Genomic DNA, 24,887 nt, shown 5'->3' with positions numbered 1-24,887 from the left:
CGTCACCCCGGCGCACGCCGGGGCCTACCGCCTCGGTTTCCGGGCCGAGCGGGGGCGCTGCATTGATGTGCGTGGAAGGGTGCGACTACGCGTGTTGGAACCGTACCGCCAAAACCGATCGCCTCGCCGTGGATCCCGGTTTGCACCGGGATGACGGTGAGGGGTACCGATCGTGTCGCGAGGTTGCCCGCTGCCGCGGGATCGCCGATACGATCGGCTCCCACCCGTGCTGCAAGCTGCGTGAGGACGTGGTGCGTAATCACGGCCAGTCCTCACCGTCGCCCCGGCGCACGCCGGGGCCCACCGCCTCGGTTTCCAGGCCGAGCGTGGGCGCTGCATCGATGTGCGTGGCAGGGTGCGACTCCGCGTGTTGGAACCGTACCGCCTAAACCGACCGCCTCGCCGTGGATCCCGGTTTGCACCGGGATGACGGTGAGGGGTACCGATCGTGTCGCGAGGTTGCCCGCTGCCGCGGGTTCGCCGATACGATCGGCTCCCACCCAACACCGAGGCGCTTGCGAGGGCGAAGCCCTGCCCGACGCGGCTACAGGCAGTCCGTCTGCTCGGCGACCACCTCGAGCAACCGCGCCTCGACTTCATCGCGCGTATGCGCACGGAACAGCCTGGGCGCCGCGCGGCGCAGCGCCGTGCAGTCGAGCTTGGTGAGGCGGTCGCGGACCTGCAGGAGTTGTCCGGGGTGCATGCTGAATTCCTCCAGGCCCATGGCGAGGAGGAGGGCGGTGAACTGTGTGTCGCCGGCGATCTCGCCGCAAAGGCTGACCGCCTTCTTCGCGCGTCGGGCACTCGCGATCACGTGGGCGATGAGGCGCAGGAACGCGGGTTGCAGCGGATCGTAGATGCCGTCGAGCGCATCGTTGTTGCGGTCGGCGGCGAGCACGTACTGCGCGAGGTCGTTCGTGCCGATGGCGAGGAAATCGGCCTTGCTGAGGATGGAGGTGACGCCGATCGCCGCGGCGGGCACCTCGATCATGGCGCCGATCTCCAGCCGTTCGGGCAATTCCTGGCCGCGTTGCGTGAGGTCTTCGCGCGCTTTCTTGATCAGCGAGCGCACCTGGATGAGTTCGCCGACGTGCGTAATCATCGGGACGAGGATCCGCACGGGTCCGTAACAGGCCGCGCGCAGGATCGCGCGCAACTGCACGCTGAAGATGTCCGGGTAGCGCAGCGAGAGGCGCACGCCACGCACGCCGAGGGCGGGGTTGTCCTCGCCGCGGATCGCGAGACCCGCGGCATCGGCCTTGTCGGCGCCGAGGTCGAGCGTGCGTATGGTCACCGGCAGGCCGCCCATGCCGAGCACGACGTCGCGGTAGGCGGCGAACTGCTCGTCTTCCGAAGGCAAGCCGCGCTGACGGAGGAAAAGGAACTCCGAGCGATACAGGCCCACGCCATCGGCCCCACGTGCGCGGGCGAGGGTGACGTCGCCCGCCAGTTCCGCGTTGGCGTAAAGGCGGATATGCGCGCCGTCGCGCGTGAGCGTCGGCGCGGTGGCCAGCGCGGCGAGGCGCCGGCCCTCGGCGGCCGCCTGGCGCTGCCACTGCCGGTAGCGCGCGAGGTCCTGCGCGGTCGGGTGGACGATGACCTCGCCGTGCTCGGCGTCGATGAGGACCAGGTCGTCGTCGTTGATCGTGGCGAGCGCATCGCGCGTGCCGACGAGCATCGGCAGGTTGAAGCTGCGCGCGAGGATCGCGCTGTGCGAATAGATGCTGCCGGCGCTGGCGATGACGCCGAGCATGCCCTGGCCGGCCATGCCGGCCATGTCGGCGGGCGCGACGGTGTCGCTGACGATGATTTCCCCGACGCGGGCCGCGAGCTTGCGTTCCTCGCGGCTCGACTGCTGGTTGAGCGCCGACATGACGCGGCCGATGACCTGGTCGATGTCCTCGCCGCGGCTCTTCAGGTAAGGGTCGTTCATGGCGTCGAACACGGCCGCGAGGCGATCGCGCTGCATCTTCAGCGCCGCGCTGGCGGTGTAGTGGCCGATGGAGACCAGTTCGTCGAGGCCGCGGAGCAGTTCCTCGTCGTCGAGCAGGAGGCTGTGCGCGTCGATGAAGTCGCCGACCTCGCGGGCGAGGGCGCCGTGCAGCTTGCCGCGCAGCTCGTGGAGTTCGGTGCGCGCGGTGTCGATCGCCTTGTGCAGGCGCTCGATCTCGGGACCGATCTCGTCGTCCTCGAGCATCCGCGTGTCGACCGCCAGGAGGCTAGGCTGGACCAGTCGCGCCCGCCCGAGGGCCATGCCCCGGGAAGCCGGCGTGCCGGTCAGCACGATTCTCATGGATGCCTCATGCCGTGCGGATGCGTCATGCGTCAGGCGCCTTCGTCGAACTTGCGGTCGAACAGGTCGGCCACGGCCGCGATCGCGGCTTCTTCGTCCGCGCCCTCGGCGCGGATCGTGAGCGACGTGCCCATGCCGGCGGCGAGCATCATGACGCCCATGATGCTCTGGGCGTTCACCTCGCGGCCCTTGCTGAGGAGCCAGACCGTGGATTTGAAACTCGCGACCAGCTGGACGAGCTTGGCCGACGCGCGCGCGTGCAGGCCGAGCCGGTTGGATACCGTGATTTCCCGTTCAAGCATGGTCGATGAATATCCCTCCGCGCCCGCCGCTGGCCGCGATCTCGGCCAGTTCGGACAGCGATTTTTCCGAGTAGTTGAGAACGCGCAGCAGCATCGGCAGGTTCAGCCCCGAGACGCAGCGCAGGTGCACGCCGAGCTCGCTGAGCGAGAGGCCGATGTTGCAGGGCGTGGCACCGTAGAGATCGGCGAGCACCAGCACGCCCTCGCCGTGATCGAGCTCGCGGGCGTGTTTCGCGGTGAGCATGCGCATGACGTCGGGGTCGGCGCTGGGCGGCACCTCGACGGCGTCGACGTCCAGCGGCAGCTTCGGCATCACGTGGCGCGCGGCCGAGATCAGCGCCTTGCCGACGGCTTCGTGGGTCATGAGGAGAACACCGACGGTCATCGCCCGGATACTCGTTGTGGCTTGGGGATGATCATCGGTCACTCGAGCTCGCGATGGAAGGTCAGGACGTTGCCGCGCTGCGAGCGGTAGTGCTGGGCCAGCTTCTCCACCAGGTACACCGACCGGTGCCGGCCGCCGGTGCAGCCGATCGAGACGGTGACGTAGCTGCGGTCCTCGCCTTCGAAGCGGGGCAGCCAGGTGTCCAGCCAGCGGGCGACATCGGCGTAGTACTCGCCCACCAGCGGGTTCGCGTCGAGGAACTCGCGCACCGGCAGATCCTTGCCCGAGAAGGGCCGGAGCCGCGGCTCCCAGTGCGGATTGGGCAGGCAGCGGGCGTCGAAGACGAAGTCGGCGTCGGAGGGCAGGCCGCGACGGTAGGCGAACGATTCGAACAGCAGCGTGGTGCCGTCCGACGCGGCCGCGTAGCCCGTGGCGAACAGGCGGCGGAGCTGGTGGACGTTGAGGTCGGAGGAGTCGATGACCTTCTCGGCGATCGACACCAGCGGACGCAGCAGCTTGCGCTCCTGGGCGATGGAGTCGGCCAGCGAGAGCTTCTCCGCCGCGAGCGGGTGCCGCCGGCGGGTTTCGGAGTAGCGCTTGATCAGGACGTCGTCGCGGCTGTCGAGGAAGATCAGGTGCACGTGCACGCCGGCCGACGACAGCTCGGACAGCACATGCGGCATGCGCGAGAGGTCGACCCGGCGGTTGCGCACGTCGACGCCGACCGCGATGCGGCGGCGGGGGCCGTGCTCGCCCTGGCTCACCGCGGCGACGAGCTGCGGGATGAGTTCCGCCGGCATGTTGTCGACGCAGTAGAACTCGAGGTCTTCCAGTGCGCGCAGCGCGACGGTCTTGCCGCCCCCGGACATGCCGGTGAGCACGACGAGGTGGATGCCGTCGGGGTCGACGATGGGGCTGATGAGTTCGTCGGTCACTCGGGTCACCACGGAGAGAACCGGCGCATCTGGTGCGCCTGGCGGTCGATGAAGGTCTGGGCGGGATCGATGCCCTTGCTCTTCAGCACATGGTTGCGCACGGCGGCCTCGACGAGAACGGCGAGGTTGCGTCCGGGGGCGACCGGAATCGTGATCATCGGCACGTCGACGTCGAGCACGTTGCGGCGGCTGACGTCGCCGGTGAGGCGCGTCATGGCGTCGTTCTCCTCGCCTTCGCGCATGGGCTTCAGGTGAACGACGAGCCGAAGGTACTTGGACGGCTTGACCGCGGTGTGACCGAACATCTCGCGGATGTTCAGCACGCCGAGGCCACGCACTTCGAGCAGGTCCTGCAGCAGTTCCGGGCACGCGCCGTCGATGACGTCGGGCGCGATCAGCGTGAACTCGGTGGCGTCGTCCGCGACGAGTCGATGGCCGCGGCTGATCAGTTCCAGCGCGAGCTCGCTCTTGCCGGAACCCGGATCGCCGGTGATCAGCACGCCGATGGAGAACACCTCGAGGAACACGCCGTGCAGCGTCGTGCGCGGCGCGAGCGTGCGGGCGAGGTGGTATTGCAGGTAGGTGAGCAGCTCGTGCCCGCGCTTGGTGCTCTGCCACAGTGGCGTATCGGTTTCCTCGGCGACCTCGCGCAGGTCGGGCGGAATCGACTGGTCTTTCGTGACGATCAGCGCGGCCGGCTGGTAGGCGGCGATCTTGTGGATGGCTTCCCAGCGCTGCCGGGAGTCCAGGCCGTCGAGGTAGTTCAGCTCCTCGGTGCCGATGATCTGGATCTTGTTCGGGTAGATCACGTTGAGGTAGCCGACCAGGGAGGGTCGCCGGCTCTGCTTGGCGTTGGGTTCGAGCACGCGCGCTTCGCCGCGCATGCCCGCCGCCCAGCGCAGGGCCATGCGCTCGTGTACGCCGTCGAAGAGTTGTCTGGCGGTCAGCCGGTCCACGGATGGGTCCCTAGAAGGAAAAAAAGCCGGCACGCGGGGCGTGCCGGCTTGCGCCTATTGTGCCATCAAGGGGCGGTCCGGAGGGCGGCGGGCGCCGCCATGGGACCGCGTCAGGTGGCCGCGCGGGCCTCGCGGACCTCGGCGTTGTGGTGATCCTTCAGCTTTTCCTTGTGCTTCTTCAGCTGGTCGGCGAGCTTGGCGATCATGGCGTCGATCGCGTTGTAGAGGGTGTCGCCTTTCTTGTCGTCGTCGAGCCGGGCAAGGCCGTCGGCGTGAAGCCGCGTGCCGGCGCAATGGAGCGTGCCGCTCGCCTTGTGCTCGTTCTTATCGACGGAAAGCACCACGTCGAGGGCCTTGATGTTGTCGAAAAGGCGTTCGAAGCGACCGATCTGCTGTTCCACGCGCTCACGCAGGGCGGGGGTGATCTGGATGTGCTGGCCGCTGATCTGGATTTGCATTGACGCCTCCTACTTGCTGAGGGTGCCGCCGTTCGGCGACGAGATCGGAACGACACGGTGCCGTTCCTCGAGCCTTGAAACGTTGGGACCGTTCTCCTGTGCCGAGGTTTCCGGTCACCGTCAATGGGCGCGGACGCGTTCGCTGGAACTGGGGATACGCATCGCTTCCCGGTACTTGGCTACCGTACGTCGGGCGACCTGAATGCCGCGTCGATGGAGTTCCTCCGCGAGCGCCTGGTCCGAGAGGGGGCGGCGCGCGTCTTCCGCCGTGATCAGTTTGCGCAGCATGGCCTGGATGGCGGTGGCGGACGCGCTGCCGCCGTCTTCCGTCGCCACGCCGCTGGAAAAGAAGTGCTTGAGCTCGAACGTGCCACGCGGCGTATGCATGTACTTGCGCGTGGTCACGCGGGATATGGTCGATTCGTGCATCCCGACCTCCTCGGCCACCTCGCGCAGCACCAGCGGATGCATCGCTTCGGGGCCGTAGTCGAGGAAGGCGCTCTGCCGGCGCACGATCACGTCGGCCACCTTCTGCAGCGTCTCGGCGCGCGACTGCAGGCTCTTCAGCAGCCAGCGGGCTTCCTGAAGCTGGCCTTTCATCCACGTGGCGTCGTCGCCGCGCGCGCGGGCGATGAGGTTGCAGTAATGCTGGTTGAGGCCGAGCCGCGGCTGGGCGTCCGGATTCAGGCTGACCTGCCAGCGCCCGTTCTCGCGGCGCGCGTAGACGTCGGGCGCGACGTACTCGACGGGCGTGGCGTCGAGCGCCGCGCCGGGCCTGGGATCGAGGCTGCGGATGAGGTTCGCCGCCGCGGCGACGTCGGCCTCGGGTGCCTTGAGCTTGCGGGCGATCTTCGTGCGGTCGTTGCGCGCGAGCAGTTCCAGTTCTTCGTTGACGATGCGGATCGCGAGCTCGCGATGTGGCGTGTCGAGCGAGAACTGCGAAAGCTGGCAGTCGAGGCAGTCGCGCAGGTCGAGGCTGGCGATGCCCGTGGGATCGAAACGTTGCACGCGCTGGCGCACGGTTTCGATCTCGGCGGCACGTGCGCCGAGCTCCGCGGGCAGGGCGGCTTCCACCGCTTCCACGCCGTCGCGCAGGTAGCCGTCTTCGTCGAGCGCATGGATGATCGCGGTCGCGATGGCGTGGTCGCGCGGCGAGAACTGCGAGAGGTTGAGCTGCCACTCCAGGTGTTGCTGCAGGCTCTCCGGGGCGGCGTTCTGCGGCTCGAAGCCGTCGTCGTCGACACCGCCTGCCCGCGACGGCGCGCCGGCATAGTCACCGGCCTCGCCGTGGAAACGGTCGTCGTCCCAGTCGGGCGCGAGCTCTTCGGAAGGCGCCGCGGTGGATTCGTCATCGTCCTTGGAGGCCTTCTTCGGGACCTCGTCGCGGGGCGGCGTGTAATCGGCGGCCTCGAAGCCCTCGTCGTCGGCCGCGTCCGCCTCGGATTCGGCATCTTCGGCGAACTCCAGCAACGGGTTGCTTTCCGCGATCTGGCGGAGTTCGGCCTCGAGCTCCAGCTGCGACAGCTGGAGCAGGCGGATGGCCTGCTGCAGCTGAGGTGTCAGCGTGAGCTGCTGGTTGAGGCGAAACTGAAGTCCGGGTTTCATGCCTGCGACGCGTGGGGTTCCCGATCCATCCTAACCCCTGTTGGCCCCCGCAAACCAGCGCCTCGGCGAGCTATTCCCAAGGTGGGGTAGGGCGGGGCGTCAGATCCGGAACTCACGTCCCAGATACACTTCCCGAACCTTTTCGTCCGCGAGGATGTGCTGGGGCGTACCGCGGGAAAGGACTTCGCCGTCGTTGAGGATGTACGCGCGGTCGCAGATGCCGAGTGTTTCGCGGACGTTATGGTCCGTGATGAGCACGCCGATGCCGCGCTCCTTGAGATGGCGCACGATGCGCTGGATCTCGCCCACCGAGATCGGGTCGACGCCCGCGAAGGGTTCGTCGAGCAGCATGTAGCGCGGGCGGGCGGCCAGCGCGCGGGCGATTTCGACGCGACGCCGCTCGCCGCCGGAGAGACTGATGCCCTTCTGCTCGGCGATGTGCGAGATCTTCAGTTCGTCGAGCAGGCTTTCCAGCTCGTCTTCCCGCTGCTTCTGCGTCATGCCGTCGCGCAGCTCGAGCACAGCCAGGATGTTGTCGGCGACGCTGAGTCGACGGAACACCGAGGCCTCCTGCGGCAGGTAGCCGATGCCGAGCTTCGCGCGGGCGTGCATGGGCAGGCCGGTGATGTCCTGCTGGTCGAGCTTGATCTGGCCGGCGTCGGCCTGGATCAGGCCCACCACCATGTAGAAGCAGGTCGTCTTGCCGGCGCCGTTCGGGCCGAGCAGGCCGACCACCTCGCCTTCGCGGATGGAGAAGGCGAAATCGCGGACTACCTGGCGTGCGCGGAAGCGCTTCTGCAGGCCTTGGGCTGAAAGCATGGGTCAGGGCTTCTTCGTGTCGGGCGCCGCGGGCTTCGCGGGTGCGGCCGCGGGCGTGGTGTTCTTGGGCTGGAAGGTCATGTGCACGGGGGCGCCGCTATTGCTTTCGCCCGTCATCGTGCTGTCCTTCGTGTTGTACGTGAGCTTGTCGCCATCGGCGGTGCCCTTGACCGGCTGGTCGATGTGCGCGTTGCCGGTGAGCACCGCGTAGTCCTCTTCGACCTTGTAATCGACGTTGTTGGCGCGGCCGTGCATCCAGTTGCCGTCGTCGTCCTGCTGCTGCATGGTCGCGGGGCCGCCGTCGACGATGACGCGCTTCACGGAGTTGTCGTCGTTGAGGTACACGGTGGCCTTGGCGCCCGTCACCTTGAGCGTGCCCTGCGTGATGATCACGTTGCCCGTGTAGATGACGATGCCCTGCGGCTGCTGCTTGCCGTCGAAGGACTTGGCGTTGATGTCGACCACGGCGTTGCGATCGGACTGCTTCGCCGCGACGGGCAGGGCGGCCAGCATCCCGGCGCCCAGCACGACGAGAAGGGCCTTAGCGCTTGCGCGGCTGATACGTGCTGTGGACTGCATCGAGGAGCTCCAGGTGCTTGCTGTCGAGATTGGCGCGCATGCCAACGCCATCCATTGTAGAGGTTCCCTGCACGATACGGGCCGCCTCGGCCGTCTCCAGGCGATTCTCCTTCGGCCAGGCGCTGACCTCGGAGGTGTCGATGCTGGCGGGGGGCGTCGTGCCGAAGGCGACGCGGTCCATGTGCACCTTGCCTTGTAGCTTGAGCATGCTGCCGTCCTTGTTGACCCACCCGTACTGCGAGTGGCCCGTCCAGGGCGGTGCGTTGGTCTCGTTCGTCGAGGGCAGCACGAAATCCGGCGCGTTGATGTACAGCGACTCGTCGCCTTCGCGGCGCTCGAGATGCGGCGCGGTCAGCGTGAAGGCCGCCTTGCCTTCCTCGTTGAACGAGTCGAGGTTGAAATTGGTGAGCACGTAGCCGGATCGCGGCGGCCCCACGAAATCCTGCACCTTCTTCTCGGGCGCCGTGGCGTAGTAGAGGAGCACGCTCGCGCCCAGCGCCACGGCGAGCATGCCCGCCACGCCCGTCGCGCTGCGGTCGCGGAAGAAATTGAGCACGCTCACAGCCAGCGGTCCCGCTCGGCTTCCGCCTTGCCCTGCGCCGCGAGGATCAGGTCGGACACCTCGCGCGCCGCGCCGTAGCCGCCCGTCAGTCGCGTGCGCCAGTGGGCGCGTTCGGCCACCCAGGGATGGGCGTTGGCCGTCGCCACGGCCAGGCCGGCGATGCCCATGGCGGGCAGGTCGGGGAGGTCGTCGCCCACGAACGCGGCCTGCTCGGGCGCGAGCTGCAGGGCGTCCAGCAGGCCGGTCAGGCAGGCGCGCTTGTCTTTCTGGCCCTGGTAGACGTGGGCGATGCCGAGTTCCTCGGCGCGCAGGGACACAGGGTGGCTGATGCGCGCCGTGATGATCGCGACCTTCACGCCGTTGCGCTCCAGCGCCTTCAGGCCGAGGCCGTCGTGGACGTGGAAGACCTTGGTCTCGCGGCCGTCCTCGCCGTACCAGAGGCGCCCGTCGGTCAGCGTGCCGTCGACGTCGAAGACGACCACGCGCACGCGCGCCGCGCGCTCGGCGACGTCGGCGGGAATCTCGGTGTAGTGGGTGTAGGCCATGGTTCGCTATGTGGGGACGAGGAGGCGCGTGGGGAACGCCTGGATGCCCGTCGTCAGACGACGCGGGCCCGGAGCAGGTCGTGGATGTTCAGGGCGCCGACGGCGCGGCCTTCCGCATCGACGACCAGCAGCGCGTTGATCTGGTGCTTCTCCATCAGCTGCGCGGCCTCGACGGCCAGCTTGTCCGAGCCGATGGTCTTCGGGCCGCGGGTCATCAGCTGGGCCACCGAGGCGCTGCGCAGGTCGACGCCATCGTCGTCGAGCGCGCGGCGAAGGTCGCCGTCGGTGAACACGCCGAGGAGGCGGTCGTCCTCGTCCACCACGGCGGTCATGCCCAGGCGCTTGCGCGACATCTCGACCAGGGCCTCGCTCAGGGTGGCGCCGAGGCGCACGCGGGGGACGTCGTCCCCCGAATGCATGACGTCGGAGATGTGCAGCAGGAGGCGGCGGCCCAGGCTGCCGGCTGGATGCGAGCGCGCGAAGTCGTCGGAGGTGAAACCGCGCGCCTCCAGCAGCGCCACCGCCAGGGCGTCGCCCATCACCAGGGCGGCCGTCGTGCTCGCGGTGGGTGCGAGACCGTGCGGGCAGGCCTCGGAGGCCACGTTGGCGTCGAGGTTGAGATCGGCCTGCGTGGCCAGCGACGACTTCGGATTGCCCGTGATCGAGATCAGGGCGATGCCCTGGCGCTTGATCGCCGGCAGGATGTAGAGGAGTTCGTCCGTCTCGCCGGAATAGGAGATTCCGAGCAGGAGGTCGTCCGGCTGGATCATGCCGAGGTCGCCGTGGCTGGCTTCGCCCGGATGGACGAAGAACGACGGCGTGCCCGTCGACGCCAGCGTGGCGGCGATCTTCCGCGCGATGTGGCCCGACTTGCCCATGCCGGACACCACCACGCGGCCCTTGCAGGCCAGGATCATCTGGCAGGCCTGGACGAAGGCGGCGTCGACCCGCGCTTCGAGCGCCCGGATGGCCGCGGCCTCCGTCTTGATGACGGTGCGCGCGCTGCGGATGACGGTATCGGCATTCACGAGGCTGGCGGGCGGGGCTGTGCGTGCGTTCATGCGAGCTCGGTTCCGGGCGGGGGCTGTCCCTGGTCACCCGGGATGTCCATTTCTGCGACACCGGATTTCCATTACCATTACATATTCTCATTTTATCGTCGCTGGCATCGACGGGTGATTCAGGGACCGTTTCGGAACCCCGCCCCCGCCGCGACCCCCTTACCGGAGACTCCATGGACGCTGCGCGCATCCAGGCATTGATCGAAGCCGGCCTTCCCGGCGCGCAGGCGGACGTTCGCGGCGACGACGGCGTCCACTTCGAAGCGGAAGTGATCTCGGAACAGTTCGCCGGCAAGCTGCCACTCGCCCGCCACCGCCTCGTCTACGCGACGCTCGGCGACCTCATGGGCGGCGCCATCCACGCCCTTGGCCTCAAGACCCTCACTCCCGAAGAGGCCGCCGGTCGCCGCTGAACACGCGCGCCGGGGGCTCCTCGCTCCGTCATTCCTTCCAAGGCACCCCTTCCATGGCCAAGATCCTTATCAGCGGCGGCCAGCCGCTCCACGGTGAGGTGAGCATTTCCGGCGCCAAGAACGCCGTGCTCCCGATCCTCGCGTCCTGCCTGCTCGCCGACGAACCGGTCAGCATCGGCAACGTGCCGCACCTGCACGACGTCACCACCTTCATCGAACTCCTCGGTCGCATGGGCGTCCGCGTCGTCCTCGACGACCGCATGAAGATGCACATCGACCCGCGCCCGGAGAATTCCTGCGTCGCGCCGTACGACCTGGTGCGCACCATGCGCGCCTCGATCCTCGTGCTCGGCCCGCTGGTCGCGCGCCACGGCAAGGCCGAAGTGTCGCTGCCCGGCGGCTGCGCCATCGGCTCGCGTCCCGTCGACCAGCACATCCGCGGCCTGCAGGCGCTCGGCGCCGAGATCACCGTGGAGAACGGCTTCATCAAGGCGCGCTCTGGCCGGCTGAAGGGTGCGCGGATCGTGATGGACATGGTCACCGTCACCGGTACCGAGAACATCCTGATGGCCGCCACGCTGGCGGAGGGCACCACGATCATCGAGAACGCCGCTCAGGAACCCGAGGTCGTCGACCTCGCGCATTGCCTGATCGCGATGGGCGCGAAGATCGACGGCATCGGCACGTCCACCCTGATCGTCGAGGGCGTCGAGCGCCTGCACGGCGCGCATTACGAAGTGCTGCCCGACCGCATCGAGACCGGCACGTTCCTCGTCGGCGCCGCGATGACCGGCGGCAAGGTCCGCGCCCGCGGCGCGCGCGCGAACACCATGGACGCCGTGCTGCAGAAGCTCGAGGAATCCGGCGCGCACATCAGCACCGGTCCGGACTGGATCGAGCTGGACATGCAGGGTCGCCGTCCGAAGGCGGTGAATCTCGTCACGGCGCCGTACCCGGCGTTCCCGACCGACATGCAGGCGCAGTTCACGGCGCTCAACTGCGTCGCCGAAGGCGTCGGCGTGATCACCGAGACGGTCTTCGAGAACCGCTTCATGCACGCGCTGGAACTGCAGCGCCTGGGTGCCGATATCCGCCTCGAGGGCAATACCGCCATCATCACCGGCGTGCCGAAGATGAGCGGCGCGCCGATCATGGCCACCGACCTGCGCGCGTCCGCGTGCCTGGTGCTCGCGGGCCTCGTCGCCGAAGGCGATACCACCGTCGATCGCGTGTACCACATCGATCGCGGCTACGAGAACATCGAGGAAAAACTCGGCGTCCTCGGCGCGATCATCCGGCGCCTGCCGAGCTGAGACGAAAAAAAGCCCGCTCGCGCGGGCTTTTTTTTGGGGCCTGTCGCAGAACCGCGCCGCTTACTTCCCGCTGTACCTCACGAGTTCCAGCGTCAGGTCGCCGCCGTCGGTCTGGGCCAGCTTCACGGGCACCGGGTACTTCTTCGGAACATACCAGGCGGTGAAGCCGCGCTTCTCGTCCACGCGGTCGACGCGGACCGCGTTGAACGTGCCGGCCTCGACCTTGACCTGCTCGTTCGCCGCCGCCCTGAACTGCTGGTTCTCCACCGCCTGCTTCACCGCGACAGGCAGCGTGACGTCCTTCTGGCCGGCTCCGAGCGCCACGCCCAACGCGAGCGGAAGCGTGTTGCGATCGACCATGCCCGGCACCGACGCGTAGCTGTAGCTCTTCTTGTTGTCCTGCACCTGCACCGTGGCGCCCTGGATGGTGACCTCGCGCGTCTTCGGCTTGATCGCCTGCATGTCGTACCTGTAGCTGACCAGCTGCGGCACGTTGCCGGCCCAGCTGAAGCGCGAGGTCTCCGACACGCTGGCGCCGAGCATCGCCGCGATGCCTGCCGTGCCCTTGCTCTGGTTCGTGTATTCGAACTGGCCGTTGCCGGCGGGCTTGAGCTGGATCGTCGCGGTGCCGAGCGGGCTGCCGCCCTGGAGCACGTTGTAGGTGGCCGTGAAGGCCTGCGGGACGCTCGCGGCGAAGGCGGCGGCGGGCAGGGCGAGGGCCAGCGCGAAGCCGGCGCGAAGCAGGGTAGTGGTCTTCATGCCGTCGAGTTTAGCGACGGCGGCTGAACGGAAGGGAGGACGCGACCCTCAGGCCGTCACAGGTCGGCGAGACGCAGGGGAGACGTCAACGCCTGTCCATCGAACACCGGGCCACCGTGCCAGCGCAGGCGTCCCGACGCGATGGCCGCGACGACGGCGGGCAGGAGCCGGTGTTCCTCGACCAGCAGGCGTTCCGCGAGATCGGCCTCGGTGTCGCCCGGGTGGACCGGGATGCGCGCCTGGGCCACCACCGGTCCGCCGTCCAGTTCGGCGGTGACGAAATGCACGCTGGCGCCGTGTTCGGTGTCGCCGGCCTCGAGGCAGCGGCGGTGCGTGTGCAGCCCGCGGTACTTGGGCAGCAGGGACGGATGCACGTTGATCGCACGGCCTTCCCACGCGGCGACGACGGCCCCGTCGACGATGCGCATGTAGCCGGCCAGCACGAGGAGATCCGCGCCGCTGTCGGCGACCCGGCCGAACAGCGCCGCGTCGAAGTCGGCGCGGGTGACGTAATCCTTCGGGGAGAGCGCGACGGTGGGGATGCCCGCGTCACGGGCGACCGCGAGCGCGCCGGCCTGCGCCTTGTCGCTGCCGACGAGGGTGAATTCCACCGGCAGCCGGCCGGCGTCGCGCGCGGCGACGAGCGCGGCGAGGTTGCTGCCTCGCCCGGAGGCGAGCGCGGCGACGCGCAACGGACGATCCATGGCCGCGATCAGGCGATGTGCACGCGCTCGCCGCCCGTGGCGGCGACGACGGAACCGATCGTCCAGCTGGCGAGGCCGTGCGCGGCGAGCGCGGCCTGCGCGGCCTCGACCTGGTCCTGCGCGAGCAGCACCGTGAAGCCGATGCCGCAGTTGAACGTACGCCACATCTCCTCGCGGGCGACGTTGCCTTCGCGCTGCAGCCACTGGAACACGGGCGGCAGTTCCCAGCTCGACGCGTCGATCGACAGGCCGAGGCCCTCGGGCACGACGCGGATGATGTTCTCGGTGAGGCCGCCACCGGTGATGTGGGCCATGCCGTGGACGTCGACCTTGCCGATCAGTTCGAGCATCGGCTTCACGTAGATCGTCGTCGGCGCCATCAGCGCGTCGACCAGCTTCACGCCACCGACCTCGGTCTCCAGCGGCGAACCGGCGCGCTCGAGGATGCGACGGATCAGCGAGTAGCCGTTCGAATGCGGACCCGAGGAGGCGACGCCGAGGATGACGTCGCCGGCGACGATCGACGAGCCGTCGTTCATCGCGGACTTCTCGACCGCGCCGACCGTGAAGCCGGCCAGGTCGTACTCGCCCGGCGGGTACATGTCCGGCATCTCGGCGGTCTCGCCGCCGATCAGGGCGCAGCCAGCCAGCTCGCAGCCGCGCGCGATGCCGCCGACGACCGCCGCGGCGGTGTCGACGTCGAGCTTGCCGGTCGCGAAGTAATCGAGGAAGAACAGCGGTTCGGCGCCCTGCACGAGCACGTCGTTGACGCACATGCCGACCAGGTCGATGCCGATCGTGTCGTGCCGGCCCAGCTGCTGGGCGAGCTTGAGCTTGGTGCCCACGCCGTCCGTGCCGGAGACCAGCACCGGCTCCCTGTAACGGCCGGAAAGGTCGAACAGGCCGCCGAAGCCGCCCAGTCCACCCATCACCTCGGGCCGGAACGTCCGCTTGACCAGCGGCTTGATGCGCTCGACGAGGGCATTGCCGGCATCGATGTCGACGCCAGCGTCGCGGTAGGTGAGGGAGCCCTGGTCGGAGGACATAAGCGGTACCGGCGCGTATTGGAAACCGCGCATGATAGCAGCAAGCGGCCCGCGGGCCCGCCCTGCACGCGGTCTGGATGGACGCCATGGCAAGGTTTGGGCAGACTGCCCCTCTTGACGAAAGCGACGCCGAACCCATGCGCCCATTCCGCCTCATCGCCTCCCTGATGCTCCTCGTGATGGCCAGCCTCGGCACCGCCATCGCGCAGACGTCCATCTATACGGTGACGGTGCCGGTCGCGGACACCAGCGCCGCCGTGCGCGACCAGGCGTTCGCCACGGGCCTGACCCAGGTGCTGGCACGGGCCTCGAACGGCGCGGACCCGCGCGGCAAGCCCGGTTACGCGGATGCGATGAAGCAGCCCGGCGGCCTCGTCCAGCAATACCAGTACGCGCGCACCAACGGCGCCAACGGCGCGCCGCTCAGCCTCGACATCGTCTTCGACCCGGGTGCCATCCGCCGGGTGCTGGCCGTCGGCGACGCCGCGGCGGCCGCGCCCAAGGCGCCGGTGCTGGTCGTCGCCCGCGACGCGTCGGGCAAGCTGCTCGGGCAGCAGGATCTCTCGCCGCTCGCCCAGATGGCCGATTCGCGCGGCTACACGATCGTCGTGCCGAAGGACGGCCATGCGCCGGACGCGAACGCGCTCGCCAGCGGCGACCCCGGCGCGGTGGCCACCGTCGCCCGTCAGTACAACACCGGCGTCATCCTCGTCGGCCGCATCGGCGACGACCAGACCGACTGGACGCTCGTCTCGGCCGGCAAGACCTCCAGCTGGAAGGACAGCGGGGAGGCCCGCGCGGCCCTGCTGACCAATGGCGCCAACGCCATGGCCGACAAGCTCGACCGCCAGTTCGCGGCGACCCAGGGCGGCAGTTCCAGTGGCAAGGTCTGGGTGTCCGGCCTGCGCTCCGCGGCCGACTACGCGGGTCTCCTCTCGACCTTCGGGAGCGACCCGGCCGTGAAGACCGTGGCTCCGGTCGGCGCCACGGCAGACGGCGTCCTGCTCGCCGTCAGCGCCAACGCGCCGCTGGCGCGACTGGTCGCAGGCTATGCGTCCGGCGGCCATATCCTTGCCGCCGACGGCCACGACGGCGCCGACCTGGCGGTCCGCTGGGTGCCCTGATCCCGCCCGATTCGCCCAAATGGGGGGCGATCCGCGACAATCGCATCACCCGCGCACAGGGACCATGGGCGCGGGCCTTCACGCCGAAACTGGACTCGCATGACTCACGACACCTCGCGCCGCTGGCAGATGCTCGCGATCGCCGCCGTCATCATCTTCGTGATCTGGCTGCTTGCGCCGGTCCTGATGCCGTTCGCGCTCGCCGCGATGCTGGCCTACCTGGGCGATCCGCTGGCCGACCGCCTGCAGCGCCTGGGCATGGGCCGGACCTGGGCGGTGAGCATCGTGTTCACCGTGATCACGCTGGTCTTCATCGGCGTGGTCCTGCTGCTTATCCCGCTGATCCAGCACCAGTTCGAAAGCCTTTCGGAAAACCTGCCGCGCTACGTCGACTGGGTGCGCAACACCGCGCTGCCCTGGATCCAGACGCGCCTGCGCCTCGATCCGAACGTGTTCGACACGGACCGCCTGCTCGCCACCGTCAAGGAACACATCGGCTCGGTCGGCAGCATCGCCGCGAAGACGGTCGCCAAGGTCACGCAGTCGGGCATGGGCATCGTCACCTGGCTGACGAACGCCGTCCTGATCCCCGTGGTCGCGTTCTACCTGCTGCGCGACTGGGACACGATGATCGCGCACATCCAGCGCCTGCTGCCGCGTTCCATCGAACCGACGGTGGTGCGCCTCTCGCGCGAGTCGGACCAGGTGCTCGGCGCCTTCGTCCGCGGCCAGCTGCTGGTCATGCTGGCGCTGGGCGTCTTCTACGGCCTCGGCCTCACGCTGGTCGGCATCTCGATCGGTCCGCTGATCGGCATGGTGGCCGGCCTGCTCAGCTTCGTGCCGTACCTCGGCTTCATGATCGGCTTCGTCGCCGCGCTGATCGCCGCGCTCGTGCAGTACGGCGACTGGATGCACGTGATCCTCGTCGCGGTCGTGTTCACCGTCGGGCAGCTGCTGGAAGGTTACGTGCTCGTGCCGCGCCTCGTCGGCGGCAAGATCGGCCTGCATCCGGTGGCCGTGATCTTCGCCGTCCTCGCGGGCGGTCACCTGTTCGGTTTCCTCGGCGTGCTGCTGGCGCTGCCGGCCGCCTCGGTCGTGGTCGTGCTGCTGCGCTACGTCTTCACCCGCTACCGCGAGAGCGACCTCTACACCGGCACGCCGGCGGGCGCCGTCGACGACGATGCAATTCCCGTGGAGGTCGACGTCGAGGTGCACGTCGGCACGGGCGGTACGCGTCCGGTGCTGCCCGACGACCGCGTCCCATGACGACACAGCTTCCCCTCGCGCTGCGCTGGCCCCGCCGCCAGCGGTTCGAGCATTTCCATCCGGGTGAGAACGCCGCGGCCGTCGACGCGCTGCGCGCGGCCGCCGAGGACGCCGCGGCGCCATGGGTGTTCGTGGCCGGCCCGGTCGGCAGCGGACGCACGCATCTCCTCATCGCCGCATGCCAGGCGGCGATCGACGCCGGCCGGACGGCCCAGTACCTGCCGCTGGCGGGATTGCGCGGCTCGCGCGCGGCGGCGGTCCGCGGCATGGCCGGAAGCGATGTGCTGGCGATCGACGATATCGACTCGATCGCCGGCGAGGCCGACGCCGAGCACGCGCTGTTCGACACCTTCAATCGCTACCGCGCTGAAGGCTGCACGCTGCTGTTCTCGGCTTCCGGCGCACCCGTGTCCCTGGACATCGCGTTGCCCGATCTCCGTTCGCGGCTCGGTTCGCTGACGCAGGCGGTGCTCAAGCCGCTGGGCGATGCGGAGCGGCGCGACGTGCTGCGCGAACAGGCCGGCGCGCGTGGCATCGAACTCGACGACGTCGTGCTCGACTGGCTCTTCGCCCACCACGCGCGCGACCTCGGCACGCTGCTCGATCTGCTCGACACGCTGGACCGCGCCTCGCTCGCCGCGCAGCGGCGCGTCACCGTGCCGTTCCTGCGCAACCTGCTGAAGGAACGGCACGATTGAGCCCATGAGCTCGTCAGCCGCCCCGACGGGTCGAGAGCGACTCGATGAGTGTCTTCTTCGACGGATCGTTGTCCCGCACGCCGTAGATGCGTAGTTCGCGCGTGTCGGTGTCGTGTTCGACGATCAGATAGGTACGCTGCGACGCCGAACCGCTCAGGTAGATCGGCGTACCGCCAATGGTGCCGTAGCGCCCATGGTAGTGATGCAGGTGGCCCGCGAAGATCGCCGTGACGCCATGCGTCGACATCGCCCGTGCGAAGTCGGGACCGAGGTGGGTGTCCTGATGCATGTGGACGATGGCGAACTCATGTTCTGGCCGCGGAAGATGGGTCGAGAGAATGTGGTTCATCCACGGCAGCGAACGCGTGATCCGGTACTCCTGCGTGCGCAGGTTGTACAGGCTCGAGAAGGAGGCTTCGTAATCGGGATGGTTGTTGAGCTGGAACTGCAGCGCACCCTCGAAGCCCTTGCCCGTGAACGCATAGGCCAGGCTACCGCTATGCGTATCGCTGAGCGCGCCCTGGTCGGTCGTCCAGTCGAACGACAAGCGTGTGCGCTTTCGCCGAACATGCCTCGCGATGTCTTCGATGCTGTCGCGCGCGCAGCCGTTGTTGTAGCAGCCGTTGCCGTCGGGCTGGCGGATGTTGTTCTGATAATCGTGATTGCCGAGGCCGAGGTGGACGTTGTCGCCCAGGATGCCGAGCAATTCGTCCATCTTCGTTCGCTGCCAGCCATGGCCATAGGCGGTGAGGTCGCCGTTGACGATCACCGGAATGTCCTCGCCCGGCCTGGCCGCGCGATAAGCCGCGATACTCTCGTACTGCTCGCGAATCAGACGCTCGGAGCGACGGTTGCGCTCCTCGTCGTTCTCCGGCAAGCCGGCGTCGGTTCGCTCGGTCCAGGGGTATTGCGGATCGGACGTGACGATCATGGTCTGCACGCGGGCGTGTGCCGTCACGGCGCCGAAGGTCAGGGCGGAGGCGAGGGCGGCCAGGGCGAGTCGCCTGGAAGTGGGATGGGGCATGGGAATTCCTTGGGGAGGGGACAGCAGCGCCTCGTTGCGAGGAGCTGCCGTCATCCTAGGAATCGGATGCCGCAGGCGGGACAGCGGATACCCACGCCGCGTCGGGAACAGGGATGACGCAGCGTGCCGAAAGTGATTAGCGGTGACGGCGTGCGGGTCGATAGGGCAGGCGACGACGGTGAGCGTGTCGTCTTTAGCCTGATCGCGGTAAGCCTATGCCCAGGAGGCGGCGCGGAATGCGCCGCCCCGTCATCGTGGCTTAGGCCTGCAGCAGGCGCGCGGTCGCGTTGGCGCCAATGACCTGCGTCATGGCGGCGGCGACCTTGTGGTTCGCGGCGATGATGTTGCCGTTCTCGGGCAGGCCCTCGCGGCCGGCGAAATCGCCGTAGACGCCACCGGCCTCGCGGACGAGGAGGGCGCCCGCGGCGATGTCCCACACGTTGAGGCCCGGCTCGAAGAAGCCGTCGACGCGGCCCGCGGCGACATAGGCGAGGTCGAGCGCGGCCGAACCCATGCGACGGATGTCCTCGGCTTCCTTCAGCAGTTCGGCCGTCATGGCCAGCTGGGCCTCGAGGTGGTTGCGCGCGCGGTACGGATAACCGGTGGCGATCAGCGCGCCGGAAAGGCCCTCGCGCTTGCTCACGCGGATGCGGCGATCGTTGAGGTAGGCGCCGTCGCCCTTGCTGGCGGTGAAGAGTTCGTCGCGCAGGGGATCGAACACCACGCCATAGACCGGCTCGCCCTTCTCGACCAGCGCGATGGACACGCAGAAATGCGGAATGCCGCGCAGGTAGTTGTGGGTGCCGTCGAGCGGATCGATCACCCAGGTGAGCGGACCCTTGCCGATCTGGCCGGATTCCTCGCCGACGATGGCATGGGTGGGATAGGCGCGGCGGAGTTCCTTGACGATCTCGGCTTCGGCGAGGCGATCGACCTCGGAGGCGAAGTCCATCCGCTGCTTCTCGACGACCGTGAGGCCTTCGATGCGATTCATGTAACGCAGGATGATGTTTCCTGCGGAGCGCGCGGCGCGCGCCGCGACGTTGACGGCGGGTCTTGGCATGGGGATCGGCTTGGCAAAAGAACGGGGGAGGCGGTCGTGCCGCATCGGCCGGGAAGTTTAACACCGCGCCGCCTCTCGCCCAAGTCATTGCCGTTGTAGACTTTCCGGTCCCGCCGCCAGTCCCGTCCGCCCATGGCCCTTTCCGAGCTCCACGACCGCCTCCGCTTCGTCCTCGTCCGCACCTCGCACTCGGGGAACATCGGTTCGGCGGCGCGCGCCATCCGCACGATGGGCTTCGACCGGATGACTCTGGTCGCCCCGCATCGCTTCCCCGATCCCGAGGCGACGGCGCTCGCGGCGGGCGCGGACGACGTGCTGGCCGGCGCGGCGATCCACGACGACCTCGTGGCCGGCCTCGCCGGGACCACGTTCGCGCTCGGTCTCTCCGCCCGCCGCCGCGGGGTGAACCTGCCGGAGCTCGACCCGCGCGAGGGCGCGGCGCAGGCCATCGCCGCCGCGCGCCGCGGCGAGCAGGTGGCCCTGGTCTTCGGCAACGAGCGCACGGGGCTGGAGAACGACGAGCTGTCGCGCTGCCATGCCATGGTCCGGATCCCGAGCGTCGACGACTTCAGCTCGCTGAACCTTTCGCAGGCCGTGCAGGTGGTGGCGTACGAGCTGCGCACCGCGCTGCTGTCCGAGGAACAGGTGCCCGTCGTGCCCGAGGCGGACCCGGACGAAGTCCCGGCGGACGCCGAGCAACTCGAACGTTTCTTCGAACACCTCGGCAGGACGCTCGACGACATCGAGTTCCACAAGGGCCGCTCGCCGACCACGATCATGCTCAAGCTGCGCAAGCTCTTCCTTCGCGCGCGGCCGGAACTGCGCGAGCTGCGCATCCTTCACGGCATCCTCGCCGACGCCCAGCGCATGGCGGACATCGCGCACAAGCGCGACTAGAACAGAACATTTGTGGGAGCGGACCTGGCCGCGACGGCTTTTCGCGGTGAGCCACAGGCCCTGTCGCTCCTCGCGAAAAGCTGTCGCGGCCAGGTCCGCTCCAACGGGTCGCCTGCTCAGAACATGTCGCGGAAGAGCTGCACCAGCGCGCTGCTGAAGGTGGCCGAGGCGACGACCATCGCGGCGGTGCTTGTCCACACCGCCAGCAGCAGGATGCCGTCGCGCTCGACCAGCGCGAAGGCGAACGCGATGAGCATGGCGCCGAAGACGTAGTTCGTGAACGGGATCGGCAGCGCCAGCAGGATGCCGACGAGGATCATGATCGCCCCCGACACGAAGGTGAACGGGCGTCGTGTCAGGCGCTGCACGCGCGGCTTGCAGATGCGCTCGAGCCGGCGCGTGACGGGCGCGATGCGGTCGAGGAAGCGCAGCAGCCCCTCGCGCGACATCGTCCGCCGGCGCAGGAAGCCCGGGATCCAGGGATGTTCGAGGCCGATCAGCATCTCGACGCCGAGGGCGATCACCAGCACGCCCATGACGCCGCCGATGCCCAGCGGCACGGGAATGAAGTTGGGGATGGCCAGCAGCAGGAGGAGGAATCCGAACGCGCGGCGGCGCAACGGCTCCAGCAGCTGTTCGACGGTGATGCGCTCGCCCGGCGTGGACATGAGTGCCGCCCTGAGCAGGGCGGCGGTCTTGTCTTCCCGGGGTTCCTTGGGCGTCATGGTCCGACTGTCGCCGCACGGGCTTGAACCGGCATTGAATCGATCCGGTTCATTCCGTGGCGGCGGCGACCTCGTCGGTGCCGACGCTGCTCACCAGCACCTTGTCGATGCGCGCCCCGTCCATGTCGACCACTTCGAAGCGGTTGCCCTGCCAGACGAACGACTCCCCGGCGCGCGGGATATGCCCGAAGTGCGTGGTGATCATGCCGGCCACCGTGCGGAAATCGTGCTCCTCCTCGTTCGGCAGCCGGTCGAGCTGGAGGAGTTCGCGCAGGTCGTCGGCGGGCAGGCCGCCGTCGATCAGCCAGCTGCCGTCGTCGCGGCGGACGATGGGGCCTTCGTGCGCGACATCGTCGGCCGCGGGCGCGGTGGCCCCGACGACGGCCGTCAGCAGGTCGTTCAGCGTGACCAGGCCCTCGATGTCGCCGTACTCGTCGACGGCGAGTGCCAGTTGGGTGTCCGCGTCCCGGAACGCCTCGAGCAGGTCGAGGGCCCGCGCCGTCGCCGGCACGAACAGGGGGCGGGCGACGTGGGCGAAGAGGTCCACCGGTCCGCGCTCGAGCGAGCCGATCAGCGACTTGACCTCCACCGTGCCGATCACCTCGCTCTCGTCGCGGCGATACACGGGGTAGCGCGAGAACTGCGTCTGCCGGAGCACCTCGAGGTTGTCCTCGCGCGTCGCGGCCTGGTCGAGCCAGGCGATCTTCATGCGCGGGGTCATCACGGAGTCGACGGTCCGGTCGCCGAGGCGCAGCACGCGATTGACCATGTTGCGCTCGTCGCTGTCGAGGATCCCCTGCTCGGCGCTCTCGGCCACGAGGAGGCGGATCTCCTCTTCCGTGGCGGCGGCCGCGGCCGCCCGGTTCAGGCGGAACACGCGCAGGATGCCGGTCGACAGGTGGTTGAGCAGCCATACCATCGGCATCGTGATCCGCGACACGACCAGCATCGGCATCGCGATCTGGCAGGCGATCTTCTCGGGGGCGGACAGGGCGGCGCGCTTGGGCACGAGCTCGCCGATCACGATCTGCACCAGCGACATGAGCAGGAAGCCCACCAACCAGCCGAGCGCGCGCGACCAGGGTTCGAACCAGGCGGGGGCGTCGCCGTGCACGATCTCCGCGAAATGCTCGCCCAGCCGGTCGCCCGCCACGGCGCCCGTGACGAGGATGATCAGGGTCATGCCCACCTGCACCGTGGACAGGAAGTGCTCGGGGGCTTCGGCCAGCTGCAGGGCGACGCGCGCGCGGCGGCTGTCGCGGGCCAGCTGCTTCAGGCGGCTCTTGCGCGAGGCGACCACGGACATCTCGGACAGGGCGAAGAACGCGTTGCCGAGGGACAGGACGAAAAGAAGGAGGAGTTCGCTGAGCATCGGGGGCTTATATAGCAGATGGCCTCGCGCGGTCGTGGACGTTCCCCGTCGGCAGGCGGATTCGGCCGGAACGCGTGGGCCGAAACCCATGCGCCCGGCCAGTCCGGTAACATTGGCGTCACAAATCCCCCAAGTTCCCCCAGGCGACCCCATGTTTTCACTCCAGACGATCTTCGGTAAGGGCGACAAGTTCTATGGCCTGCTCGAGGCGAGCGCCGAGGCCGCCCGCGAAAGCGCCCGGGCCATGCACGAACTGGTGACCAAGACCGACCGCACGCCGGTGATGGCGGCCTTCAGCACGGCCCGCGCCCGCGAAAAGGCCCTGCACGGGCAGATCGGCGAGGAACTGGTGAACACGTTCGTGACCGCGCTGGACCGCGAGGACATCGAGGCGCTGAACTCCGCGCTGTACAAGATCCCGAAGACCATCGAGAAGTTCGCCGAGCGCTACGTGATCGTCGCCGAGCGCCTGCAGGGCATCGACTTCAGCCAGCGCGCCGCGCTGCTGGAGCGCTCGGCCGACGTCGTGGTCGACATGATCGGGCAGCTCCGCCACGGCCTGAAGATCGACCCGGTCAAGAAGCTCCGCGACCAGCTGCAGGCCCTGGAATCGGAGGCCGACCGCCTCCTGCTCGATCCGTACCGCACGCTCTACGCCGAGAACTCCGATCCGCTGAAGGCGATCCTCGCGAAGGATCTCTTCGAGCTGGTCGAGAAGGCCGTCGACAAGTGCCGCGACGTGGGCAACGTCGTCTATTCCATCGTGCTCAAGAACTCCTGACGGCGGGCGTCCCATGAGCATGGTCCTCGCGGTCGTCCTGATCGCACTCGCGTTCACGTACATTAATGGTTTCCACGACACGGCGAACTCGATCGCCACCGTGGTCGCCACCAAGGTACTCACGCCCGGCCAGGCGGTCCTCCTGGCGGCCGTCACCAACCTCGCCGGCGCCCTCTGGGGCACGGCGGTCGCGGCCACCATCGCCTCGGGCCTGATCGACACCGGCGTCGTGGACGTCGGTTCGCACTTGCTGATCAGCGCGTTGCTCGGCGCCACCATCTGGAACCTCATCACGTGGTGGATGGGCCTGCCGTCCAGCTCCAGCCACGCGCTGGTCGGCGGCCTCTGCGGCGCCGCGCTGGCGGCCGCGGACGGCAATTTCCACTCCATCATCTGGTGGCAGGGCGGCGAGCACTGGTGGCTCGGCAAGGGCGTCGTGCCGAAGGTCATCGTGCCGATGATCGTCTCGCCCTTCCTCGGCTTCGTCATCGGCTTCGTCATCATGGGCGGGCTCTACGCGTTGCTGGGCTTCTTCTCCAGCCAGAAGGGGCCGCTGCGCCGCTTCGGGCGCACGCCGTTCGTCAACAGCTTCTTCGGCAAGGCGCAGATCCTGTCGGCCAGCGCGATGGGCCTGTCCCACGGCATGAACGACGCGCAGAAGAGCATGGGCATCATCGCCCTGGCGCTGGCGGGCGCGACCGCCGCCGGCCAGTTCGACCACCTTCCCGCGTTCCTGCACTTCCTGCGCATCCCGCATGACCCGGCGGCGGCCGGCGGCTTCCCGATCCCGGTCTGGGTGAAGGTCGTCTGCGCGCTGACCATGGCCGGAGGCACGGCGGGCGGCGGCTGGCGCATCATCAAGACGCTGGGCCACAAGATGGTCAAGCTGCATCCGATCAACGGCTTCGCCGCGGAGGGCAGTTCGGCCGCCGTGATCCTCACCGCCTCGATGCTCGGCGTGCCGGTGTCGACGACCCACAACGTCTCGGCCTCGATCATGGGCGTCGGCGCGGCCAAGCGCTTCAACGCCATCCGCTGGTCGGTGGTCGAGCGCATGGTCTGGGCCTGGATCCTGACGCTGCCGATCACGGCGGGCATCGGTTACGGCCTGGTCAAGCTGGGCCGCCTGCTCTTCTGACAGACCGCGCTCCTCCACCACCGCCCTCGGTCCTCGCGTAGGAGCGCGCCTTGCGCGCGACATG

Annotated in this window: 27 protein-coding genes; 8 read left to right on the top strand and 19 right to left on the bottom strand. The window is 68.6% G+C overall.

What is annotated here, in order from left to right:
- Positions 1–544: 544 nt before the first annotated feature.
- From ptsP to BMY69_RS18270, 12 genes are all read right to left on the bottom strand, one after another.
- Complete coding sequence (gene ptsP / locus BMY69_RS18325) at positions 545–2,293, bottom strand: phosphoenolpyruvate--protein phosphotransferase (RefSeq protein WP_090180997.1); 1,749 nt, start codon at positions 2,291–2,293, stop codon at positions 545–547.
- Positions 2,294–2,325: 32 nt separating this feature from the next.
- Entirely contained in the window at positions 2,326–2,595 is a 270-nt protein-coding gene (locus BMY69_RS18320) for an HPr family phosphocarrier protein (protein ID WP_090055112.1), read from the bottom strand.
- Positions 2,588–2,980: a PTS sugar transporter subunit IIA gene (locus BMY69_RS18315; RefSeq protein ID WP_090055111.1), complete on the bottom strand. Its 393-nt coding sequence runs from the start codon at positions 2,978–2,980 to the stop codon at positions 2,588–2,590. The genes BMY69_RS18320 and BMY69_RS18315 overlap by 8 nt, the downstream gene beginning before the upstream one ends.
- 38 nt (positions 2,981–3,018) lie before the next feature.
- Positions 3,019–3,915, bottom strand: coding sequence for an RNase adapter RapZ (gene rapZ / locus BMY69_RS18310; protein ID WP_255364612.1), 897 nt, complete (start codon positions 3,913–3,915; stop codon positions 3,019–3,021).
- A 5-nt stretch (positions 3,916–3,920) separates the two neighbouring features.
- A complete protein-coding gene (gene hprK, locus BMY69_RS18305; protein ID WP_090180994.1) occupies positions 3,921–4,871 on the bottom strand; it encodes an HPr(Ser) kinase/phosphatase in 951 nt (316 codons plus the stop codon).
- Between the two features lie 110 nt (positions 4,872–4,981).
- Positions 4,982–5,329 (bottom strand): ribosome hibernation-promoting factor, HPF/YfiA family, encoded by a 348-nt coding sequence (gene raiA / locus BMY69_RS18300; RefSeq protein ID WP_090055108.1) that lies wholly within the window; start codon positions 5,327–5,329, stop codon positions 4,982–4,984.
- Between the two features lie 120 nt (positions 5,330–5,449).
- Positions 5,450–6,934 (bottom strand): RNA polymerase factor sigma-54, encoded by a 1,485-nt coding sequence (locus BMY69_RS18295; protein ID WP_090180991.1) that lies wholly within the window; start codon positions 6,932–6,934, stop codon positions 5,450–5,452.
- A gap of 99 nt (positions 6,935–7,033) precedes the next feature.
- Positions 7,034–7,753 carry an LPS export ABC transporter ATP-binding protein gene (gene lptB, locus BMY69_RS18290; RefSeq protein WP_090055103.1) on the bottom strand — a complete coding sequence of 240 codons (720 nt, stop codon included), beginning with the start codon at positions 7,751–7,753 and terminating at the stop codon, positions 7,034–7,036.
- Positions 7,754–7,756: 3 nt separating this feature from the next.
- Positions 7,757–8,332: a lipopolysaccharide transport periplasmic protein LptA gene (gene lptA, locus BMY69_RS18285; RefSeq protein ID WP_090180988.1), complete on the bottom strand. Its 576-nt coding sequence runs from the start codon at positions 8,330–8,332 to the stop codon at positions 7,757–7,759.
- Positions 8,295–8,894: an LPS export ABC transporter periplasmic protein LptC gene (gene lptC, locus BMY69_RS18280; RefSeq protein ID WP_254779192.1), complete on the bottom strand. Its 600-nt coding sequence runs from the start codon at positions 8,892–8,894 to the stop codon at positions 8,295–8,297. The genes lptA and lptC overlap by 38 nt, the downstream gene beginning before the upstream one ends.
- The gene (locus BMY69_RS18275) at positions 8,891–9,439 is read right to left on the bottom strand and encodes a KdsC family phosphatase (protein WP_090055100.1); all 549 of its coding nucleotides are present in this window, start codon (positions 9,437–9,439) and stop codon (positions 8,891–8,893) included. Before BMY69_RS18275 ends, lptC begins: the two co-directional genes overlap by 4 nt.
- A gap of 53 nt (positions 9,440–9,492) precedes the next feature.
- Entirely contained in the window at positions 9,493–10,500 is a 1,008-nt protein-coding gene (locus BMY69_RS18270) for a KpsF/GutQ family sugar-phosphate isomerase (RefSeq protein WP_090055099.1), read from the bottom strand.
- Between the two features lie 173 nt (positions 10,501–10,673).
- Here BMY69_RS18270 and BMY69_RS18265 point away from each other — a divergent pair, with 173 nt between their 5' ends.
- The gene (locus BMY69_RS18265; RefSeq protein ID WP_090055097.1) at positions 10,674–10,913 is read left to right on the top strand and encodes a BolA family protein; all 240 of its coding nucleotides are present in this window, start codon (positions 10,674–10,676) and stop codon (positions 10,911–10,913) included.
- A 53-nt stretch (positions 10,914–10,966) separates the two neighbouring features.
- Positions 10,967–12,226, top strand: a complete 1,260-nt coding sequence (murA, locus tag BMY69_RS18260) for a UDP-N-acetylglucosamine 1-carboxyvinyltransferase (RefSeq protein WP_090055095.1) — start codon at positions 10,967–10,969, stop codon at positions 12,224–12,226.
- 60 nt (positions 12,227–12,286) lie between these two features.
- Here the strand turns inward: murA and BMY69_RS18255 are convergent, their stop codons facing one another.
- The 3 genes from BMY69_RS18255 to purM are packed head-to-tail and all read right to left on the bottom strand — an operon-like array spanning position 12,287 to position 14,735.
- Entirely contained in the window at positions 12,287–12,985 is a 699-nt protein-coding gene (locus tag BMY69_RS18255; protein WP_090180985.1) for a DUF3108 domain-containing protein, read from the bottom strand.
- 56 nt (positions 12,986–13,041) lie between these two features.
- A complete protein-coding gene (purN, locus tag BMY69_RS18250; RefSeq protein WP_090180983.1) occupies positions 13,042–13,689 on the bottom strand; it encodes a phosphoribosylglycinamide formyltransferase in 648 nt (215 codons plus the stop codon).
- 8 nt (positions 13,690–13,697) lie between these two features.
- Positions 13,698–14,735 carry a phosphoribosylformylglycinamidine cyclo-ligase gene (gene purM / locus BMY69_RS18245; RefSeq protein ID WP_090180981.1) on the bottom strand — a complete coding sequence of 346 codons (1,038 nt, stop codon included), beginning with the start codon at positions 14,733–14,735 and terminating at the stop codon, positions 13,698–13,700.
- A 137-nt stretch (positions 14,736–14,872) separates the two neighbouring features.
- Between purM and BMY69_RS18240 the strand changes: the two genes are divergently transcribed.
- From BMY69_RS18240 to hda, 3 genes are all read left to right on the top strand, one after another.
- Positions 14,873–15,859 (top strand): DUF2066 domain-containing protein, encoded by a 987-nt coding sequence (locus BMY69_RS18240; protein WP_177191214.1) that lies wholly within the window; start codon positions 14,873–14,875, stop codon positions 15,857–15,859.
- 99 nt (positions 15,860–15,958) lie between these two features.
- Entirely contained in the window at positions 15,959–17,125 is a 1,167-nt protein-coding gene (locus tag BMY69_RS18235; RefSeq protein WP_090180974.1) for an AI-2E family transporter, read from the top strand.
- The gene (hda, locus tag BMY69_RS18230; RefSeq protein ID WP_090180971.1) at positions 17,122–17,823 is read left to right on the top strand and encodes a DnaA regulatory inactivator Hda; all 702 of its coding nucleotides are present in this window, start codon (positions 17,122–17,124) and stop codon (positions 17,821–17,823) included. The genes BMY69_RS18235 and hda overlap by 4 nt, the downstream gene beginning before the upstream one ends.
- 13 nt (positions 17,824–17,836) lie before the next feature.
- Here hda and BMY69_RS18225 read toward each other — a convergent pair whose 3' ends face one another.
- Entirely contained in the window at positions 17,837–18,847 is a 1,011-nt protein-coding gene (locus BMY69_RS18225) for a metallophosphoesterase family protein (protein WP_177191213.1), read from the bottom strand.
- 259 nt (positions 18,848–19,106) lie between these two features.
- Complete coding sequence (locus BMY69_RS18220) at positions 19,107–19,910, bottom strand: inositol monophosphatase family protein (RefSeq protein ID WP_090055084.1); 804 nt, start codon at positions 19,908–19,910, stop codon at positions 19,107–19,109.
- A gap of 132 nt (positions 19,911–20,042) precedes the next feature.
- Here BMY69_RS18220 and BMY69_RS18215 point away from each other — a divergent pair, with 132 nt between their 5' ends.
- Positions 20,043–20,807 (top strand): RNA methyltransferase, encoded by a 765-nt coding sequence (locus BMY69_RS18215; RefSeq protein WP_090180967.1) that lies wholly within the window; start codon positions 20,043–20,045, stop codon positions 20,805–20,807.
- A gap of 116 nt (positions 20,808–20,923) precedes the next feature.
- On the opposite strand, the gene BMY69_RS18210 is transcribed toward BMY69_RS18215, so the two are convergent.
- Entirely contained in the window at positions 20,924–21,532 is a 609-nt protein-coding gene (locus tag BMY69_RS18210; RefSeq protein ID WP_090180965.1) for an exopolysaccharide biosynthesis protein, read from the bottom strand.
- Between the two features lie 49 nt (positions 21,533–21,581).
- Positions 21,582–22,904 (bottom strand): hemolysin family protein, encoded by a 1,323-nt coding sequence (locus tag BMY69_RS18205; RefSeq protein WP_090180962.1) that lies wholly within the window; start codon positions 22,902–22,904, stop codon positions 21,582–21,584.
- Between the two features lie 151 nt (positions 22,905–23,055).
- Between BMY69_RS18205 and BMY69_RS18200 the strand changes: the two genes are divergently transcribed.
- Positions 23,056–23,685 (top strand): DUF47 domain-containing protein, encoded by a 630-nt coding sequence (locus BMY69_RS18200; RefSeq protein ID WP_090055078.1) that lies wholly within the window; start codon positions 23,056–23,058, stop codon positions 23,683–23,685.
- A 13-nt stretch (positions 23,686–23,698) separates the two neighbouring features.
- Positions 23,699–24,823, top strand: coding sequence for an inorganic phosphate transporter (locus tag BMY69_RS18195; protein WP_090180960.1), 1,125 nt, complete (start codon positions 23,699–23,701; stop codon positions 24,821–24,823).
- Positions 24,824–24,887: the final 64 nt, after the last annotated feature.

Origin of the sequence: Luteibacter sp. UNC138MFCol5.1, assembly GCF_900110505.1 — a bacterium.
GTDB lineage: Bacteria > Pseudomonadota > Gammaproteobacteria > Xanthomonadales > Rhodanobacteraceae > Luteibacter.
This window is presented reverse-complemented; position numbering and strand designations above follow the sequence as displayed.